The sequence below is a fragment of the Sporosarcina sp. SAFN-015 genome, assembly GCF_051966875.1.
Lineage (GTDB): Bacteria > Bacillota > Bacilli > Bacillales_A > Planococcaceae > Sporosarcina.
In genome coordinates, this window is sequence record NZ_JBQCKP010000002.1 from 13,417 (window position 1) to 33,263 (window position 19,847).

Below are 19,847 nucleotides of genomic sequence, written 5' to 3' on the forward strand. Positions count from 1 at the left end.
TGTCAGATAGTCAAGTCAAAACAGGTTATCCACATGTGGGTAACCGATGTAGGAAGGTGAAGAGTTTGCATTATGATACAATAGCCGCCATTTCAACTCCAATGGGGGAAGGGGCTATCGCCATCGTCCGGCTTAGTGGAGATGAGGCTATCGGCATTGCAGATCGAATTTTTCGTTCTCCGTCAGGTAAAAAACTCGCGGATGAACAATCACATACAATCCATTATGGGCATTTGACAGATCCGTCTACCGAGGAAATTGTCGAGGAAGTCATGGTATCTATCATGAGAGCTCCGAAAACATTTACCCGTGAAGACGTTGTCGAAGTGAATTGCCACGGCGGCGTGGTGGCAGTGAACCGTGTCCTCAACCTAGTGTTGAAAGAAGGAGCTCGCCTTGCGGAACCGGGCGAGTTTTCAAAGCGTGCATTTTTAAATGGACGCATCGATTTATCACAGGCGGAAGCAGTCATGGACCTCATTCGTGCAAAAACGGACAGAGCGATGAATGTCGCCTTGAATCAAATGGAAGGAAAGCTTTCCAGGCTAATCGGTGAATTGCGGCAAGCACTTCTAGAAACATTGGCACAAGTAGAAGTGAACATCGATTATCCAGAATATGACGACGTCGAAGAAGTAACCATTCCTCTTATGATTGAAAAGGGAACGTGGGTGAAGGAAGAAATCGAGAAGCTGCTGCGTACTTCATCCCAAGGAAAAATTCTTCGTGAAGGATTATCGACAGTTATCGTCGGTCGACCGAATGTCGGAAAATCTTCATTGCTGAACAGCCTTGTTCAGGAGAATAAAGCAATTGTCACTGACATCGCAGGCACAACCCGTGATATTATTGAGGAATACGTTAATGTAAGAGGAGTACCGTTGCGTCTCGTAGATACGGCAGGTATCCGGGAGACGGAGGATATCGTCGAGCGGATCGGGGTGGAGAGATCCCGCCAAGTCTTAAAAGAAGCAGATCTCATCTTACTTGTCCTGAACAGCTCTGAGCCTCTCACAGAAGAGGATATCCGGCTTTTCGAAGCGACCGAGGGAATGGACATCATCGTTGTCATTAACAAAACTGACCTGCCTCAGAAAATCGATATGCAGCAAGTAGCAGAATTGGCTGGGAAAGGTTCAATTGTCACGACATCTATCCTGAAAGAGGAAGGTATCGACGAATTGGAAGAAGCAATCGCCAAACTATTCTTCGAAGGAACACTCGAAGCGGGTGATTTGACGTACGTGTCCAATGCAAGGCATATCGCATTGCTTCACAAAGCGCATAAATCAATTCAGGACGCCTTGTCAGCTGCAGAGGGCGGAGTGCCTGTCGACATGATTCAAATCGACGTCACGCGCACATGGGAGCTCCTAGGCGAAATCGTAGGCGACACCGTCCAAGACAGCCTCATCAACCAGCTATTCTCCCAATTCTGTCTAGGGAAATAATCTAATTAGTCATGTGATTACTACCGGATTGAAGCGCAAGGCGGCAAAGTGCAAAGATGTGCTCTCAACGCTTCGCTTTTGTTCGCAAAAGCCGTTCTTTGTTACGGCTTTTCCTGGGGGATTAGCGGGACAAGTAAGACCCCGCAGTGTCGCGTAGCGACCGAGGAGGCTTACTGCCCGCCCCCCGGAAAGCGTCCGCCTGAAGCGTAAATCCGATTTTATACTCATTTTTTTATACAAAGCAACACCATTCATAAAATAGGAAGGATGAACGAACATGCCACAATTTGAAGCAGGCACGTTCGATTGTATAGTCATCGGAGCAGGCCATGCCGGCGTCGAAGCCGCATTAGCTTCTGCAAAGATGGGTGCATCGACATTGGTGCTAACAATGAATCTTGACATGATCGCTTTCATGCCATGCAATCCGTCACTCGGAGGTCCTGCAAAAGGGATTGTCGTCCGCGAAATTGACGCACTAGGCGGAGCAATGGGGAAAGTAATCGACAAAACACATATCCAAATGCGGATGTTGAATACAGGGAAAGGACCAGCCGTCCGTGCGCTACGTGCACAAGCGGATAAAGTCCTCTACCAACAAGAAATGAAACGCGTCCTTGAAGAACAGGAAAACTTGACGCTCCATCAAGGGGTTGTAGAAGAGTTGATCGTCGAAGACGGTGAAGTAAAAGGACTCATCACGCAAATCGGGGCTGTTTACCGTGCAAAATCGATCATCATTACGACAGGAACTTTCCTTCGTGGAGAAGTCATCATCGGCGACTTGAAATATTCAAGCGGTCCGAACAACCAAATGCCGGCAATCAAACTTGCTGAAAATCTGCAAGAACTCGGATTGGAAACAGTACGCTTCAAAACCGGTACACCTCCGCGTATCAACGGAAATACAATCGACTACAGCAAAACGGAAATTCAACCAGGTGATGACGTACCTCGTGCATTTAGCTACGAAACTACGCAATTCATCATGGACCAACTTCCTTGCTGGTTAACATATACAACACCGAGAACGCATGAAATCATCAATGAAAACCTACACCTCTCTCCGATGTATTCAGGGATGATCAAAGGGAAGGGGCCGACCTATTGTCCTTCAATCGAGGACAAGATCGTCCGTTTTGCGGATAAGTCCCGTCATCAGATATTCTTGGAGCCTGAAGGCCGCAATACGAAAGAATATTACGTTCAAGGACTTTCAACTAGCTTGCCTGAACATGTTCAACGGAAACTGATTGAAAGCGTTCCAGGGCTAGAGAAAGCGGAAATGATGCGTGCGGGATATGCTATCGAGTATGATGCAATTATTCCAACGCAGCTTTGGCCGACGCTCGAAACAAAAAAAATCAAAAATCTATACACAGCTGGTCAAATCAACGGAACATCCGGCTATGAAGAAGCAGCTGCACAAGGCATCATGGCCGGCATTAATGCGGCGAGCAAAGTACTTGGCAAAGAAGAAGTCGTATTGGGAAGATCGGATGCTTATATCGGCGTTCTGATTGATGACCTCGTAACGAAAGGAACGAGCGAACCATATCGTCTACTCACGTCTAGAGCGGAATACCGTCTCTTGCTGCGCCATGACAATGCGGATATGCGTCTCACGGAAATCGGGTACAAACTTGGAATGATCAGTGCAGAGCGTCACGAGAAATTCCTTCTTAAAAAACAGCAAATCGAAGAGGAAATTGAACGACTTCGAAAAGTGACGATCAAACCGAGTGAAGCAGTACAAGAAATTATCCGCGAATCCGGCGGTACAGAGCTTCGCGAGCCAATGAAAGCGGCGGATCTGCTAAAACGTCCGGAAATGAAGTATGAACAAATCATTACTGTTGTGCCTGCTGAGGAAGAAAAGTCGGAAGAAGTGGCGGAGCAAGTCGAAATCTTCATCAAATATGAAGGTTATATCGAAAAATCGATGCAGCAAGTGGAACGCATGAAAAAGATGGAGAACAAAAAAATACCTGAGAACATTGATTACAATGCTATTACAGGCATCGCCAAAGAGGCGAAAGCAAATCTCTCCGCTGTCAGACCGTTATCCATTGCGCAAGCATCAAGGATTTCCGGTGTAAACCCAGCAGATATATCAATTTTGCTCGTTTATATCGAGCAAGGGAAAATTGCAAAAATTACTGGTTAACATTATGTGACTGATGTGGGATAAGTCCGCATCAGTCTTTTTTTAGAAGGAGGATCCAAGGTGAACGAAGAACAATTTATCGAAGCATTGAAAGAGCAGGGAATAAGTCTCTCGGATCATCAGCTTCATCAATTCGGAAAATATTTCCAAATGTTAGTTGAGTGGAATGAAAAAATGAATTTAACGGCAATAACGGATGCACCATCTGTTTATCTAAAACATTTTTATGATTCCATCACTGCAGCGTTTTACACAGATTTGACAGGAAATAAGTCTATTTGTGATGTAGGGGCAGGAGCAGGATTTCCGAGTATTCCTTTAAAAATCTGCTTCCCGGATGTAACCGTTACGATTGTAGACTCTCTAAACAAAAGAATTACCTTTTTGACTGAACTCGCTAAAGAACTTGAACTTGATAATGTACATTTCATTCATTCAAGAGCAGAAGATTTCGGTCAAAATCCGAAATACCGTGAGCAATTTGATATTGTAACTGCCCGCGCCGTTGCCCGTTTATCTGTCCTTTCGGAACTTTGTCTGCCTCTTGTGAAAGAGGGAGGAATTTTCATATCCATGAAAGGTGCAGCTGCGGAAGAGGAATTGCAAGACGCAAAAAAAGCAATCAATATACTTGGAGCTGAACTCGTCGAGAAATTTTCTTTTAGTTTACCTATGGAGGAAAGTGAAAGAAATATATTCATTTTGAATAAAGTGAAAAAAACACCTAAGAAATACCCTCGAAAGCCCGGCATCCCAAATAAAACACCACTTAAATAATTGTTTCACGTGAAACAATATCTCATTATCCTGATTTTTGGTTCAAAGGAGATTGGAAGGCAGGTGCTCTTTTAAACATTGCACCTGTCTTTACACAACCTTTTTATTACAGAGACTAGTAATATAAGTTATAGTATTGTAATCTTATAGAATTCTACTCTTTAATAAGTAATAAAGAGGATATATAATAGATATGACGAAATAGCTATTAACGATGAGCAGTTTTGTAAAGGTGGGTGCCGGCGATGAAAAACACGTTTTCACGGTTTTTTGGTAGTGGAGAAAAAGAACCTGATTTACAGAACATAGATAAAACTCCACAAGAGAAAGTTGATCAAGTAAAGATAGATTTAATTAAACCAAATAAATATCAACCTCGTACTATTTTTTCCGAAGAAAAAATTGAAGAACTTGCCCGAACAATTCACACACACGGAGTCATTCAACCGATTGTTATCAGGAAAAGCGACGATGGTTATGAAATCATTGCAGGTGAACGAAGATTCCGAGCAATGAAAAAATTAGGTTGGGAAGAAGTACCGGCCATCATTCGCGATCTCGATGACAAAGAAACAGCTTCCATTGCTTTGATTGAAAACTTGCAGCGTGAGGAATTAACGGCAATCGAAGAAGCGTATGCATATGAAAAATTACTTGAATTGCATGGTTTAACGCAAGAAGCTTTAGCGCAAAGGCTTGGGAAGGGTCAATCAACAGTTGCCAATAAGCTGCGTTTATTGAAACTACCTGACGATATCAAAAATAGTATTCTTTCAAAGGAAATATCCGAAAGACATGCAAGGGCTTTGATTTCTGTTAAGGATGCGGAATTGCAGCATAAGCTATTCAAGATGGCGATTGAGGAACAGCTCAATGTAAAGCAATTGGAAGATAGAATTCAGCAAGCCTTGAACCCCGTTGAAGAAGAGAAGGGAAAAAAGCAAGTTGTCAAAAGGAAATCGGTCAGCAAAGACGTACGAATTGCATTGAATACAATTCGGCAGTCATTGGCGCTAGTTACGAAAAGTGGAATTGACGTAAAAACAGAAGAAGAAGATACAGAGGATTTCTACACAATCACTGTTAAAATACCTAAAAAGAAATAAAAAACAACATAGTATTCTCGTAATGAGTGCGAGATGACTCTTGCTTGACTGAAGCAGGAGTTTTTTTGCGCTATACATTACCATGACGAACGATTTTTTGATAAACTAGTAAAGAGTAACTGAAAAAGAATGAATCTATTCATTATTGAAGAAAACTTTTTGATAGATGAGTGAGAAAGCAGGTGCAAGTGTGGGTAAAATTATAGCCATTGCCAATCAAAAAGGAGGAGTTGGTAAGACAACCACTTCGGTAAATCTTAGTGCTTGCCTTGCACATATCGGCAAAAAGGTTTTGTTGATAGATGCAGATCCACAAGGAAATGCAACGAGCGGGGTAGGGGTCAATAAAGGAGACGTACATCAATGTATTTACGATATGTTAATCGATGATGTCCACATACAGGAAGTCATTCACCATACGAAGATGGAAACCTCGATATCGTACCAGCAACCATTTCATTGGCAGGTGCGGAAATCGAATTAGTTTCAACCATTTCAAGGGAAGTACGAATGAAACATGCGATTCAAGAAGCAAAAGAATTGTATGATTATATTATTATTGATTGCCCGCCATCGTTAGGGTTATTGACAATTAACTCATTAACCGCTGCAGATTCTGTCATCATTCCGGTCCAATGTGAATATTACGCTTTGGAAGGATTGAGCCAATTGCTTAGTACAATCAGGCTTGTCCAAAAGCATTTGAATGAAGGACTTACAATTGATGGCGTTTTATTAACAATGTTCGATGCGAGGACAAATTTGGGAATTCAAGTCATTGAAGAAGTGAAGAAGTATTTTCAAGATAAAGTGTACGGAACGATCATTCCACGAAATGTTCGACTAAGTGAAGCGCCAAGCCACGGAGAGCCGATCATCATTTATGATTCAAGATCGAGGGGCGCGGAAGTATATTTAGAGCTGGCAAAGGAAGTGGTGCACAATGGCTAAAGGTCTTGGTAAAGGATTGAATGCTTTATTTCCAGATGAGTCTTTGACAAAAGCAGAGTCAATCGAGAATGTCCGATTGAAAAGCATTAAAGTGAATCCATATCAGCCAAGGAAAATTTTTGATGAGAATGCAATTCAAGAATTAAGCGAATCAATTAAAGAACATGGGATTTTACAACCGATCATTGTCCGAAAAGTAGGGACGATATATGAAATTGTAGTAGGAGAAAGACGTTTTAGGGCAGCCAAGATGGCAGGATTAGTAGAAATTCCGGCAGTCGTTCGCCAACTGACAGATGAAGAATCAATGGAAATGGCAATCCTTGAAAACTTGCAACGCGAAGATCTGACGCCAATCGAGGAAGCGGAAGCATATCAAAAGTTGATGGATAATCTTAGTCTTACGCAGGAGCAACTTGCATTTCGATTAGGGAAAAGCCGTCCCCATATTGCAAACCATGTCCGATTGCTAAGTTTACCTGAAAAAGTGCGGAAGATGATTACAGATGGGAAACTTTCAATGGGACACGGTCGTACATTACTTGGACTTCGGAAGAAAGAACAAATTCTGTTAATTGCTGAAAAGACAATTAGCGAAGGCTTGAATGTCCGACAACTGGAAAAGTTAGTCCATCGAATTAACGAAGATGTTCCACGTGAAACAAAGCCAGAAAAGAAAAACATTTTCTTAGAAGAGCAAGAGTCGCACTTAAGGGAGTATTTTGGAACAAATGTGACGATAAAGAAATCGAAAAACAAAGGTAAAATCGAGATCGAGTTTTTCACAGAAGAGGATCTTGAAAGAATCTTGGATCTATTGAACGAATGAGCCTGTACCTATTTTGCATATCGCAAAATAGGTATTATTTTTAGCAGATGGAAGTGAAAAACAATGATTTTATTCGGTTCGATTATAAACGCCTTGTTAATAATAGTAGGAGCTATGCTTGGCCGTTTTCTATATAACATTCCAGAACGGATGAAAGAGACCGTTATGTATGGAATCGGCTTGGCGGTCGCAGCGATTGGCATCCAAATGACATTTGAAAGTACTCAAATATTAATTGTCATCATTAGCATTGTTTTAGGTGCAATCGTTGGGGAATGGATGAATCTTGATGATAAAATCAATGCACTGGGGAAATGGATTGAGTTAAAACTGCCTTCCAAAAAAGAAGGACCTGGTATCGCTCAAGGTTTTGTCACGGCAACTCTTATCTTCGTCGTCGGTTCAATGGCTATTATCGGAGCGATAGACAGCGGATTGCGCAATGACCATGATGTATTGATCATGAAGGGGATAATTGATGGATTTACCTCTGTCATTCTTAGTTCCACACTTGGTATCGGCGTTATGATTGCGGCAGTTCCAGTATTCTTTTACCAAGGTCTTATTACAGTATTTTCAACGCAAATTAGCCGCTTTATTCCAGATGAGTTGTTACAATTTTTCATTTCCGAAGTGACTGCTACAGGCGGTTTAATGATTATTGGAATTGGATTGAACCTAATTGGGATTACAAAAATCCGGGTGGCAAATCTTATTCCGGGAATCGTCATCGTTGGCATCATTGTAACAATCGTTCATTTCCTGTTTTAAAACGACCGTAGGCTAGTTGAAGGGAACGGGAAATGATTCGGCTCATCTCAAATGGAAGATGCAATCTTGTGCTTTGCAGGACAGCCTGTTCCATAAATCCAGATATATTGACAACTCCTTTGATAGACAAATTACCTACTGGAGGCAACTCTTTTCCAACCGCTTTGCCAGGATAGAGAGGTCCTTGATTGAAAAGTAAATGACCGATGGAATCGCTTCTTCCTAAACATGCATCAATTGCAACGATGTAAGGGGAGGGGTTCATCGCTAAGCGCTCATCTAATTGTTGTTGTAAATTAAGAGCATGCAATGGCTTTTCTAGTGTTCCGACAACTTGAAATGGAAAAAGTAAAGATTCTGACAAATGAGAACCAGTTAACGGACCTAATGCATCACCCGTAGATCGATCAGTTCCAATGCAAAAGAAAGTTAAAGAGTCTTGATGAAAAGGAAGATGTTCAAGAAAATATGTGCTGAGCTTCCAAACAGCACCTGTTTCATTATAATGAATACGATAATCATAATCAGTAGAAAGTGCTGTGTGCATGACAAAACTCCATTCTGAATTTAGTATTCCATTAATTGATTGTGTAGAAGTATACGCCGCTACATGAGGATTTATACGGAAAGGTATGATGCGGATGACAGAATCGCTAAAAGAACTTATAAGGAAACTATTATTTGACGAGGAGTCAGAGAAAGTTCGTAAGTTCATATTCTCTGAAGATACATGGTTTTCTTTTATAGAGCTCTTCATTAAAATTGTCTTTATCATCGCCATCTCTGTACTTGTCATCCATGTTGGCAAGTATATTATTCGAAGGATTTTTAAGATCAAGTTAAAAGGTCCCATTCGAAAAGAAGAGCGTCGGGAACAGACATTGCTTAAACTGCTCGAGAACACGCTCAGTTATGTAATTTCTTTTTCCGCAATTTTGGCAATTCTTCAAGAGTTTAATATTGATGTGAAGGGACTTCTTGCTGGAGCAGGGGTACTAGGACTAGCTGTTGGCTTTGGCGCACAGAGCCTCGTGAAAGATGTCATCTCAGGATTTTTCATCCTTTTTGAAGATCAGTTTTCTGTTGGTGATTACGTCAAAATTGGCACTGCAGAAGGTACTGTGGAAGAGATCGGACTGCGGACAACGAAAATCAAAAACTTCACAGGTGAGCTTTTCATTTTACCGAATGGAACAATTGCTCAAGTCATCAATTATTCATTGAAAAACTCTTTGGCCATTGTAGATGTCACTATTCCATTTGAACTTGGCATTGAGAAAGTAGAAAAGTCGATTGATGCATATCTCGAATCAATGAGCAAAGACAATCTGGACTTACTAGGAAAACCGAAATTGATTGGAGCGCATGACTTTACAGAGGATGCCGTCATTGAAAGAATTATCGTCGAAACGCTGCCAATGCGTCATTTCGATATTGCGAGAAACATAAGCATGGGGATCAAAAAGCATTTGGAAAGGGAAGGAATGGAAATCCCATATCCTACCCTTGTTTCAAAATCATTCAATAACGCGTAAAGAAAAGGGAAGGAGTGAAATGGTAAGTGGAAAAAGAGTTTCAATTGAAAGATGTTGTGGAAATGAAAAAACCGCATCCATGTGGAACGAATGCATGGAAAATAATACGGATGGGCGCCGACATTCGGATAAAATGTGAGGGATGCGGCCATAGTGTCATGATTCCACGCAATGAGTTTGCTAAGAAGATGAAAAAAGTGCTGGTTAAGGCGGAAACTGAGCAAAATTAGACAGGAACGCCAACAATTCTTATAATAGAAGAGTTGCAATGATGATTATGAAATTGACCTATATGAAAGGTTGGGAAATATATGGCGTTAACAGCTGGTATCGTCGGTTTGCCAAACGTTGGGAAGTCGACTCTATTCAACGCAATTACAAAGGCGGGAGCAGAAGCTGCCAACTATCCATTCTGTACGATTGATCCAAATGTTGGAATTGTAGAAGTGCCTGATGAAAGGCTTCAAAAATTGACGGAGCTTGTTGTACCGAAAAAGACAGTACCGACAGCTTTTGAATTTACAGATATCGCAGGAATTGTAGAAGGGGCGAGCAAAGGAGAAGGGTTAGGAAATAAGTTCCTATCTCATATCCGTGAGGTTGATGCGATTTGTCAAGTTGTTCGTTGCTTCGACGATGAAAATATTACACACGTATCTGGAAAGGTGAATCCAATTGACGACATCGAAGTCATCAACTTGGAACTCATCCTCGCTGACATGGAAAGCGTGGACAAGCGTTTAACACGCGTATCCAAAATGGCGAAGCAGAAAGACAAAGATTCGATGGCTGAAGAGCCTGTGTTGCTTAAACTGAAAGAAGCATTCGAGAATGAAAAGCCTGCCCGTTCCGTCGAACTGACACCGGAAGAATTTCAACTTATTAAAGGGATGCACCTACTTACAATCAAGCCGATGCTTTACGTTGCAAACGTTTCAGAAGATGAAATTGCGAATGCGGAAGAGAACGAATATGTCAAAATGGTTCGCGACTTTGCCAAGAAGGACAATGCCGAAGTAATTGTAGTCAGTGCAAAAGTTGAGGAAGAAATGGCTGAACTTGATGATGAAGAAAAGGCTATGTTCCTAGAAGAACTAGGCATCAAGGAATCCGGTCTTGATCAACTGATCAAAGCTTCATATCATTTGTTGGGACTTGCGACATACTTCACGGCAGGCGTTCAAGAAGTCCGTGCATGGACATTCCGAAAAGGGATGAAAGCACCCCAATGTGCGGGCGTTATCCATACGGACTTCGAACGTGGTTTCATCCGTGCAGAAACTGTTTCGTATGATGCACTTGTGGAAGCCGGATCTATGGCAGCTGCAAAAGAAGCAGGCAAAGTCCGTCTTGAAGGAAAAGAATACATCGTCCAAGACGGGGACGTTATGTTGTTTAGATTTAACGTGTAAGCAAATGAAAAACAACCGGAGAAGGGATATCCTTTTCCGGTTGTTTTACTGTATATTGCGTCCTGGCTCAAATAAGTACAACTTTGGCTCCTCGGGATCGTCTTTCACAAGCCAATCATCCGGAAGTTTTTTCAATTCCTTATGCATGGCGAAATCACCAGCAGCACCACCTATCAGAAAAGCGGCCAAAGTCAGCCAGATTCCATTTCCGAATGCCAGTCCAATAATGGCAGGCACTACACCAGTCGTCCAAAAAGGAAGCAATAACGCTTTCCGGATAGCCTTGTTCGTCATTAGGCGATCCGTCGTAGCATAAGCAATCCCCAACTTGAGATTCATCCCAACAACCATGCTCTTCCAAGGCACCTTGCCAAACACCCGGAAACCAAGCAGATGAAAAAGCTCATGAAGGACAATCAAAACTACATAACCAACTACAAAAAACAAAACACTCCAAATGTTGATTGAGAAAGTAAATTCCCCCTCAATCAACATCCTTAAAATGATCAATCCAATAAGACTCAAAAAAGTTAGCATTAATCCCCGCTTCGCCACCTTAGGCAAATCAATCTCAATGATTTTATCCGGCTCGGATGAATTATCCAATTAAATCACCCCTCATTATAATTATACACAATTTATTTAGCTTTACTTGCCATTTAATAAGCTGCAGAGGCTTGGAGTGGAAGCGCGAGACTCCTGTGGGAAAAGCGTCAGTCGAAGACCCCGCAGGAAGCGAAGAATGAGCGGACGAGGAGACTGAGGCGACGCCCACGGAAAGCGAGCGCTGGAACGGAAAGCAACTGCTCATATCTTATTCATATTTAATAGTTGATTGTCTACAGACATCATGTTAAAATATGATGATGTGAGTAATAAAAATTACTTACTCCTTGCCCGCCGTAACAAGTGGGCCAAAGTCCATAAGGAGGTGACTAAAGATGAGAAAGTACGAAATTATGTACATCATCCGTCCAACATTGGAAGATGAAGCGAAAAAAGCATTGATCACACGTTTCGATGACATCCTTACTTCTAACGGAGCGGAAATCATCGAGTCGAAAGAGTGGGGCAAGCGTCGTCTTGCATACGAAATCGACGACTTGCGTGAAGGCTACTACCAATTGGTGACAGCTAACGCAGGTATTGAAGCAATCGATGAATTTACACGTCTTGCGAACATCAATGAAGATATCATTCGTCATATGGCTGTTCGTCTCGACAACTAATCCATATAAGAACGAAATGCAGTACCTTGTTAAAAGGTGAAACTTGAAAATGATGAGGGAGGTTGCATTCTGATGATTAACCGTGTCGTTTTAGTTGGCCGATTGACAAAAGATCCTGAACTCAAGTACACACAGAGCGGAATCGCGGTAACGCGCTTTACGCTAGCAGTGAATCGGACATTCTCAAGCCAGTCAGGCGAGCGTGAAGCTGATTTCATCAACTGTGTCACTTGGAGAAAACAGGCGGAAAACACTGCGAACTTTTTACGTAAAGGAAGTCTTGCTGGTATCGAAGGTCGTATCCAAACGAGCAGCTTCGATGGACAAGACGGCAAACGTGTCTTCATGACAGAAGTCGTAGCGGACAGCGTGCAGTTCCTTGAGCCACGCAGTGCAAATGCTGAGAGATCTGGAGCTGCTTATGGTGGAGCACCACAGAACGAACAACCTTATTATCAGAATCAGCAGCCGAACCAGCAATATCAACAACCAGCACAACAACAAAATTATACACGTACTGACAATGATCCATTCTCGATGGGCAGCGGGCCGATTGAAGTGTCGGATGACGATTTGCCGTTCTGATGAATGATTGCCAGTAACGTAGTCAAGTAAGGAGGGAAAGCGATATGGCACCACGCCGTGGAGGTCGCAGACGTCGTAAGGTCTGCTATTTTACATCGAATAATATTACACATATCGATTACAAAGATACTGATCTACTTAAGAAATTCGTTTCTGAACGTGGAAAAATCTTGCCTCGCCGTGTAACTGGTACAAGCGCAAAATATCAACGTAAATTAACGTCTGCTATTAAACGTGCTCGTATTATGGCACTTCTTCCGTTCGTTTCGGAAGAAAGATAATTATACTTTTTAAAACCGCCTTGTGATACCGGCATTCCCGGTCCCAAGGTGGTTTTTTTATTGGGCAATTTATGCGTTTCCTGGGAAATATACATTTTATTCAATGTAGGGGATCCGTTCTGTCCTTTGGTTAATCGGTAGTAATCATGATACAATTATAAGGACTCATTACATATGAGGAGTTAGACAATACTAAGTCCATTGACTGGACGGAGGAACTGAATGATGCAGGACCAATCTCGAAAAATAACATACGGTGCGATGATGCTCGCATTGTTCACGATTCTGCTGGCGGGTGCTCTATATATCCCTCTTCTCGGAAGCATCATACTGATTTTCATCCCGTTGCCGATTATCCTTTATCGGCTTCGTTATGATAGGAGCTCGACGATTTTCGTTGCACTTGCAGGCAGTATTTTGTCCCTCGTCGTCGGGGGCATTTTATTAGTGCCTTTTGCCGTGGTATTTGGATTGCTCGGCTTTCTGATCGCGGAATCGGTGCTTCTAGGAAAATCAAAGCTTTACACGTTCATGGCAACAGGACTCTTTTTCATCCTGACAGGCGTATTGGTTTATCTGATAGTTGCACTTGTTTTCGAAATTAATGCTATTGATAGTCTGATGGCTATGCTGAAAGAGATGGAAATGCAATTCAAGGCATCTCTCGCAAATTTTGGTGCATTGCCGGAAAGCTATGAAAAAATAGTGGAAGAAGCATTTACGATGTATCGATCTGCTATTCCTGCCATTTTTATTCTATCGGTGTATATGTTTGCGTTCATCATGGTCATTCCAAATTTCGAAGTACTGAGGAGACTTGGTCATCCAGTACCTAAATTTTCGCCATTCAGGGAAATGAAACTGCCCGTCATTACCATTTTCATCTATGGGCTCATTATTCTGCTCCCTTATATAATGGATTTGAAACCTGAATCCTCGGCTTTTTTGCTATATGTCAATGCGACGATCATATTGCGTGTCCTTTTGCTATTACAAGGGCTGGCATTAGTTCAATACTTCATGTACAAAATGAAACTGCCGACAGTTGCCACGGTGTTCGCTACGATTTTTGCATTGCTTTTCAGTCCAATAACCACACTTCTTGGCATACTTGATATAGGCGTGAATATCCGTGCTTGGATCGGAAAAGACAACTTGAAGTAAGGGGATGAGACAATGAGGTCATTTTATAGAAGAAGAGTTATCCGATATCCACTGACTGTCATATCTCTCCTTGGATTGATAGCGGCCGTCCTTTTGTTACTTTCAAACTTCTGGGGTGGCCTTTTATTTACGATTCCTTTTACAATAGCCATAGGCATCGCCTGGAAGCTTGAAGAGCAGACATATGTGGAAACAGAGAAGCATATCGAATCTCTATCCTACCGGCTGAAAAAGGTCGGGGAAGAGGCATTGCTCGAATTGCCGATCGCCATTATCCTTTTTAATGAAAAACAGATCATTGAATGGGCAAATCCCTATGCTGTCAATATCTTTGATAAAGAGACGTTGATTGGAGAGGAATTGTTTCAGCTATCTGATACATTTCAATCCGTTCTTAAAAATGATGAGCAAAAGACGACTTTGAAATTCGGAGGTTCCACTTATCAAGTCATTTACAGGGCTGAGGAAAAACTGATTTACTTATTCGATGTCACTGAAAAAGTAGAAATCGAATCGCTTTATTACCAAGACCGTACTGTACTCGGAGTTATGCTCATCGACAATTATGACGAGCTAGCCCAGACGATGGATGACCAGACACGAAGCAATCTTAATTCACTTGTTACATCACTCGTGAATCAATGGGCGATGGATAACGGTATTTTTGTAAAAAGGATTGCATCTGATCGTTTCTTGGCAGTATTCAATGAAGCAATCCTTTCCAATTTGGAAACGGCGAAATTTACGATATTGGATGATATACGAGAAAGGACCGCAAAGCAGAATGCAAGCTTGACACTTAGCATAGGTGTCGGTACTGGCTCCGCCTCACTGACAGAGCTTGGAGAGCTGGCGCAATCGAGTTTGGATCTTGTGCTCGGACGCGGAGGCGATCAGGTCGCCATTAAGCACAAAGACGGTAAACTTAAATTTTTCGGAGGCAAGACAAATCCGGTGGAAAAGAGGACCCGTGTACGTGCTAGGGTCATCTCGCATGCTTTACGAGATTTGATTCAAGGCAGTGATAAAGTTCTTATTATGGGCCATAAGATGCCGGATATGGACGCGATTGGTGCTTCCATTGGAGTGCGGAAGATGGCAAGGATGAACAATTTGGAAGGTCATGTCGTCCTTAATTTTGATGAATTGGATGCAAGTGTGACTCGCCTAATGGAAGAAATCAAAAGGGATGAAGAACTTTTTTCTCAATTTGTCGATCCAGAAACAGCATTATTGATGTTGACCGAAAAATCCCTTCTTGTGATCGTTGATACGCATAAGCCGAGTATGGTCATTGATGAGCGGTTGATCGAAAAAGCCGAAAAGGTTGTCGTTATCGACCATCATAGACGTGGTGAGGAGTTCATTAATAACACGATGCTCGTCTATATGGAACCGTACGCATCTTCTACAGCCGAGCTTGTTACAGAGCTTGTAGAATACCAGCCAAAGCATGAAAAACTGACGATGCTTGAGTCAACTGCCCTGCTAGCAGGAATAGTCGTTGATACGAAAAGTTTTACATTGCGAACAGGGTCGAGGACGTTCGAGGCGGCTTCCTATTTACGGACAAATGGTGCCGATACAGTATTAGTGCAGAGGCTGCTGAAGGAAGATATCGACACCTACATCCAGCGGTCGAAATTGATTGAAACGGTTGAGCTTACTTCTTCAGGCATCGCGATTGCAAAAGGTGAAGAAGGCATCATCTATAGCTCGGTGCTGATTGCACAGACTGCTGACATCCTTCTGACGATGCAAGGAGTCATCGCCTCGTTTGTCATCGCTTCTCGTTCGGATGGGAAAATTGGAATTAGTGCAAGATCACTTGGAGAGCTGAATGTACAGCTCGTCATGGAGGAGCTTGGAGGCGGCGGGCATTTGACGAATGCAGCTTGCCAGCTTGAAGTGGAAACGATAGAAGAAGCGGTTCATTTATTGAAATCCGCTATAGAAGATAAATTGGAAAGGGGAAATTGACGATGAAAGTTATTTTTTTGAAAGACGTTAAAGGCAAAGGTAAAAAAGGCGAAGTGAAGGAAGTCTCTGTAGGCTATGCACAAAACTACCTGTTGAAAAACAAATTGGCTATTGAAGCGACACCTGCAAACTTAAGCCAACTCGAAGGTCAGAAAAAGCGTGCTCAAAAAGACGCGGCGGCAGAATTGGCTGAAGCTAAAAAACTAAAAGAAGTTATTGACGAGAAAACTGTGGAAATGAAAGCGAAATCCGGCGAAGGCGGACGTCTATTCGGATCGATTACGACTAAGCAGATTGCCGATGCTCTTGAGAAAACTCATAAAATCAAAGTGGATCGCCGTAAGATGGAACTGCCTGATGCGATACGGGCGCTCGGATATACAAATGTGCCGATCAAACTGCACCCAGAAGTTACAGCTACGCTTAAAGTCCATGTAACTGAAGAATGATAGGGAGCGATAAAGATGGACCAGATGTATGATCGTGTCCCCCCGCATAATAACGAAGCCGAACAATCAGTCATTGGAGCGATTTTCTTACAGCCTGAAGCATTAATCACTGCTTCAGAGATTCTTCGTCCCGAAGACTTTTACAGAACAGCTCATGAAAAAATATTCGACACAATGCAGATCCTGAGCGATAGGGGACAACCGATTGACGTCGTTACGGTAACAGAAGAGCTTTCCGCGAAGAAGGAATTGGAAGACGTCGGTGGTATTTCATATTTAACCGAAGTTGCAAATGCTGTCCCGACAGCAGCGAATATCGAGTATTATGCCAAGATAGTCGAAGAGAAGTCGCTTCTGAGACGACTCATCCGCGTAGCAACCAATATTGTCGAAGAAGGTTTTACGAAAGAGGATGAAGTCGAAGCGGTCCTTTCCGAAGCAGAAAAAAGGATCATGGAAGTATCCAGTAGGAAAAATGCCGGTGATTTCAAGCACATTAAAGATGTACTTGTGGAAACATATGACAATATCGAGATTCTCCATACGAGAAAAGGAGAAGTGACAGGTATTCCAACTGGATTCCGTGACCTCGACAAAATTACGGCTGGATTTCAGCGAAATGACCTCATTATTGTAGCGGCCCGTCCTTCCGTTGGTAAAACGGCGTTCGCCCTAAACGTGGCGCAAAACGTTGCGACGAAGGCGGGAGAAAACGTCGCGATTTTCAGTTTGGAGATGGGCGCGGAACAACTCGTCATGCGTATGCTTTGCGCGGAAGGGAATATTGATGCGCAAGTGATGCGGACAGGGAATTTGGAAGCTGAGGATTGGCGGAAACTGACGATGGCAATGGGAAGTCTATCCAATGCCGGTATCTTCATTGACGACTCACCCGGCATCCGAATTAACGAAATCCGTTCTAAATGCCGCCGTCTCCAGCAGGAGCATGGTCTGGGCATGATCATGATCGATTATTTGCAGCTCATTATGGGAAGCGGCCGTTCTGGTGAGAACCGCCAACAGGAAGTATCCGAAATCTCTCGTTCTTTAAAAGCGCTGGCGCGTGAATTGAAAATTCCAGTCATCGCGCTCTCCCAGCTTTCCCGTGGCGTAGAACAACGTCAAGACAAGCGGCCGATGATGTCCGACTTGAGGGAATCAGGAAGTATCGAGCAAGATGCGGATATCGTCTCTTTCCTTTATCGGGAAGATTACTATGATAAAGAAACAGAGAACCAGAATATGATCGAGATTATTATAGCGAAGCAGCGGAACGGCCCAACCGGTACAGTCACCTTAGCTTTTGCGAAGGAATTCAATAAGTTCCTCAACATTGACTGGAGCCAACACGAAGCTCCATCCTATCAGTAATAGATACAGAAAAAGCCTTGATTCACCTAACAATGGTGAATCAAGGTTTTTTGGCATATATAGGACTATTATCGCGAAGTAGCAACTCCTTATTTATTACTAACAATTGGAAAGAAATAAGGAATAATTGGTTGCAATACTACAAGTTCATTACAAATGCTTGTAAATTCACAAGCAACTTAGCAGATATGATAAATTGAAGAAGCGTAAAAATCTTTCAGGATGATAGGCTTCTTGTAGCAGTTGCCAGTCGGAGGGAGTACGAAACGATGTTTTTCAAGAAAGACAGTATGAACGAACAAAAGAATAGAAGTAACATATATAAAAAAGTCCAAAAGGTAGGCATCATTACGATGCTGCTTACTGGGGCAGGCATCAGTTCTGGTTTTGCCCTAGCAAAAGAGGAAAACTCAACAATCCATACCATATACCATGTTTACTCGGACAAAAATTATGTAGGAATGGTATCCGATGAGAAAAAGATCGAACAGCTCAAACAAGAGGAATTGGAAAAAGCGGCCTCCGAATATGAAGGTCTCCCATTGACCATCGGAACTGAATTGTCTGTCGTTCCGGAAAAAGTCTTTACGGTAGGAACAGACGATGAACAGATCCTCGAAAAACTTCAGGACATGCTTACCGTGGAGGCGGAAGCGATCGGTGTCCAAATTGATGAAGAGACTGCATTCTTCGTCAAAGACATGGCCGATTATGAAGAAGTGATCCAAGAGCTGACATTGCAAACAGTTACCGAAGAGGAGCTTGCAGAATTCGAAGCCCGCCAACAATCTACTGAACCTTTACCACCGTTAAAGGAAAATGAAACAAGACTCGCGAACATTCAATTCAGTGCGAGTATACAGGCGACTGAAGGACAAACGGCACCTGATGAAGTACGAAGCGTAGAAGAGGCAATGTCCTTGTTGAATAAAGGCACATTGGAAGAGAAGAAATACGCAATCCAGGAAGGTGACGTATTAGGGAAAATCGCGAGTGCGCACAATATGTCGACATCAAAACTGATGGAAATCAATCCGGGGATTACAGAAGATACAGTTCTTCAAATTGGACAAGAGCTTAACGTGACGGCTCTCGAACCTTACATAGAAGTGGAAGCACACTATGAATCTAAAGAGATAGCCCCGATTCAGTTCAAGAAACTCACCGAGAAAGATGAATCGGAATTTAAAGGTGAAAAGAAAATTAAGCAAAAAGGAACGGATGGCAAGAAGTCTGTCACGCACTTGATCCGTAAAAAGAATGGGAAAGTTGTTGGAAAATCCGTTGCAGAGGAACATGTACTGGAAGAACCTGTCCATGAAGTGACAGTCGTCGGTACAAAAGTGATCCCTTCACGTGGAACAGGAACCTTCAAGTGGCCGGCTGACGGCGGATATGTATCGAGCCAAATGGGGAAACGATGGGGCAGGGTGCACCAAGGCATTGACATCGCACGTCCATCATCACGTTCAATTTTTGCTTCAGATAATGGAGTCGTAACGGACGTCGGTCATCATGGTACATACGGAAACCGTATTATCATTACGCATAACAATGGTTATAAGACGTTATACGCCCATCTGTCGTCGATCGAAGTTAAAGTGGGACAAACAGTACCGCAAGGCTCTAAAATCGGTGTCATGGGATCTACAGGGCGATCTACAGGCATGCATTTGCATTTTGAAGTGTTCAAGAACGGTTCCAATATCAATCCTTTGAGTGTGTTAAGATAAAGAGTAAGGAATGGAGACGCTACAGTATTCTGTTGCCGTCTCTTTTTCTAATTTTG

Annotated in this window: 19 protein-coding genes and 1 pseudogene; 18 read left to right on the forward strand and 2 right to left on the reverse strand. The window is 42.6% G+C overall.

Annotation, left to right across the window (positions count from 1 at the left end; translation table 11 throughout):
* The first annotated feature begins 65 nt into the window (after positions 1-65).
* The 7 genes and pseudogenes from mnmE (at position 66) to ACTHPA_RS03080 (ending at position 8,052) form a co-directional block, all read left to right on the forward strand.
* Complete coding sequence (gene mnmE / locus ACTHPA_RS03050; RefSeq protein WP_440498600.1) at positions 66-1,451, forward strand: tRNA uridine-5-carboxymethylaminomethyl(34) synthesis GTPase MnmE; 1,386 nt, start codon at positions 66-68, stop codon at positions 1,449-1,451.
* 277 nt (positions 1,452-1,728) lie between these two features.
* Positions 1,729-3,618 carry a tRNA uridine-5-carboxymethylaminomethyl(34) synthesis enzyme MnmG gene (mnmG, locus tag ACTHPA_RS03055; RefSeq protein ID WP_440498601.1) on the forward strand — a complete coding sequence of 630 codons (1,890 nt, stop codon included), beginning with the start codon at positions 1,729-1,731 and terminating at the stop codon, positions 3,616-3,618.
* Between the two features lie 60 nt (positions 3,619-3,678).
* Complete coding sequence (gene rsmG, locus ACTHPA_RS03060; RefSeq protein ID WP_440498602.1) at positions 3,679-4,395, forward strand: 16S rRNA (guanine(527)-N(7))-methyltransferase RsmG; 717 nt, start codon at positions 3,679-3,681, stop codon at positions 4,393-4,395.
* 245 nt (positions 4,396-4,640) lie between these two features.
* Positions 4,641-5,501 (forward strand): nucleoid occlusion protein, encoded by an 861-nt coding sequence (noc, locus tag ACTHPA_RS03065; RefSeq protein ID WP_440498603.1) that lies wholly within the window; start codon positions 4,641-4,643, stop codon positions 5,499-5,501.
* Positions 5,502-5,691: 190 nt separating this feature from the next.
* A pseudogene (locus ACTHPA_RS03070) lies at positions 5,692-6,452 on the forward strand (ParA family protein).
* Positions 6,445-7,281 (forward strand): ParB/RepB/Spo0J family partition protein, encoded by an 837-nt coding sequence (locus tag ACTHPA_RS03075; protein ID WP_440498604.1) that lies wholly within the window; start codon positions 6,445-6,447, stop codon positions 7,279-7,281. The pseudogene ACTHPA_RS03070 and the gene ACTHPA_RS03075 overlap by 8 nt, the downstream one beginning before the upstream one ends.
* 63 nt (positions 7,282-7,344) lie before the next feature.
* Entirely contained in the window at positions 7,345-8,052 is a 708-nt protein-coding gene (locus ACTHPA_RS03080) for a DUF554 domain-containing protein (RefSeq protein ID WP_440498605.1), read from the forward strand.
* Here the strand turns inward: ACTHPA_RS03080 and yyaC are convergent.
* Positions 8,021-8,599 (reverse strand): spore protease YyaC, encoded by a 579-nt coding sequence (yyaC, locus tag ACTHPA_RS03085; RefSeq protein ID WP_440498606.1) that lies wholly within the window; start codon positions 8,597-8,599, stop codon positions 8,021-8,023. The genes ACTHPA_RS03080 and yyaC overlap by 32 nt on opposite strands.
* A 94-nt stretch (positions 8,600-8,693) precedes the next feature.
* On the opposite strand from yyaC, the gene ACTHPA_RS03090 reads away from it, so the two are divergent.
* The 3 genes from ACTHPA_RS03090 to ychF all read left to right on the forward strand — a co-directional run bounded on the left by ACTHPA_RS03090 (position 8,694) and on the right by ychF (position 10,999).
* Positions 8,694-9,587: a mechanosensitive ion channel family protein gene (locus tag ACTHPA_RS03090; RefSeq protein WP_440498607.1), complete on the forward strand. Its 894-nt coding sequence runs from the start codon at positions 8,694-8,696 to the stop codon at positions 9,585-9,587.
* Between the two features lie 26 nt (positions 9,588-9,613).
* Entirely contained in the window at positions 9,614-9,817 is a 204-nt protein-coding gene (locus ACTHPA_RS03095) for a DUF951 domain-containing protein (protein WP_440498608.1), read from the forward strand.
* 81 nt (positions 9,818-9,898) lie between these two features.
* The gene (gene ychF, locus ACTHPA_RS03100) at positions 9,899-10,999 is read left to right on the forward strand and encodes a redox-regulated ATPase YchF (RefSeq protein WP_440498609.1); all 1,101 of its coding nucleotides are present in this window, start codon (positions 9,899-9,901) and stop codon (positions 10,997-10,999) included.
* A 45-nt stretch (positions 11,000-11,044) separates the two neighbouring features.
* Here the strand turns inward: ychF and ACTHPA_RS03105 are convergent, their stop codons facing one another.
* Positions 11,045-11,605 (reverse strand): DUF3267 domain-containing protein, encoded by a 561-nt coding sequence (locus ACTHPA_RS03105; RefSeq protein ID WP_440498610.1) that lies wholly within the window; start codon positions 11,603-11,605, stop codon positions 11,045-11,047.
* Positions 11,606-11,940: 335 nt separating this feature from the next.
* On the opposite strand from ACTHPA_RS03105, the gene rpsF reads away from it, so the two are divergent.
* The 8 genes from rpsF (at position 11,941) to ACTHPA_RS03145 (ending at position 19,791) form a co-directional block, all read left to right on the forward strand.
* Entirely contained in the window at positions 11,941-12,228 is a 288-nt protein-coding gene (gene rpsF / locus ACTHPA_RS03110; RefSeq protein WP_432362740.1) for a 30S ribosomal protein S6, read from the forward strand.
* 72 nt (positions 12,229-12,300) lie between these two features.
* A complete protein-coding gene (gene ssb / locus ACTHPA_RS03115; protein ID WP_440498611.1) occupies positions 12,301-12,813 on the forward strand; it encodes a single-stranded DNA-binding protein in 513 nt (170 codons plus the stop codon).
* A gap of 44 nt (positions 12,814-12,857) precedes the next feature.
* Positions 12,858-13,094, forward strand: a complete 237-nt coding sequence (gene rpsR / locus ACTHPA_RS03120; protein ID WP_060204561.1) for a 30S ribosomal protein S18 — start codon at positions 12,858-12,860, stop codon at positions 13,092-13,094.
* Positions 13,095-13,316: 222 nt separating this feature from the next.
* On the forward strand, positions 13,317-14,258 hold the full coding sequence (locus ACTHPA_RS03125) for a YybS family protein (protein WP_440498612.1): 942 nt from the start codon (positions 13,317-13,319) through the stop codon (positions 14,256-14,258).
* A gap of 12 nt (positions 14,259-14,270) precedes the next feature.
* Positions 14,271-16,238 carry a DHH family phosphoesterase gene (locus tag ACTHPA_RS03130; RefSeq protein WP_440498613.1) on the forward strand — a complete coding sequence of 656 codons (1,968 nt, stop codon included), beginning with the start codon at positions 14,271-14,273 and terminating at the stop codon, positions 16,236-16,238.
* A gap of 2 nt (positions 16,239-16,240) precedes the next feature.
* The gene (rplI, locus tag ACTHPA_RS03135) at positions 16,241-16,687 is read left to right on the forward strand and encodes a 50S ribosomal protein L9 (RefSeq protein WP_440498614.1); all 447 of its coding nucleotides are present in this window, start codon (positions 16,241-16,243) and stop codon (positions 16,685-16,687) included.
* Positions 16,688-16,702: 15 nt separating this feature from the next.
* Positions 16,703-18,058 (forward strand): replicative DNA helicase, encoded by a 1,356-nt coding sequence (dnaB, locus tag ACTHPA_RS03140; protein WP_440498615.1) that lies wholly within the window; start codon positions 16,703-16,705, stop codon positions 18,056-18,058.
* A gap of 269 nt (positions 18,059-18,327) precedes the next feature.
* Positions 18,328-19,791, forward strand: coding sequence for a peptidoglycan DD-metalloendopeptidase family protein (locus tag ACTHPA_RS03145; protein WP_440498616.1), 1,464 nt, complete (start codon positions 18,328-18,330; stop codon positions 19,789-19,791).
* The last annotated feature ends 56 nt before the right edge of the window (positions 19,792-19,847 follow it).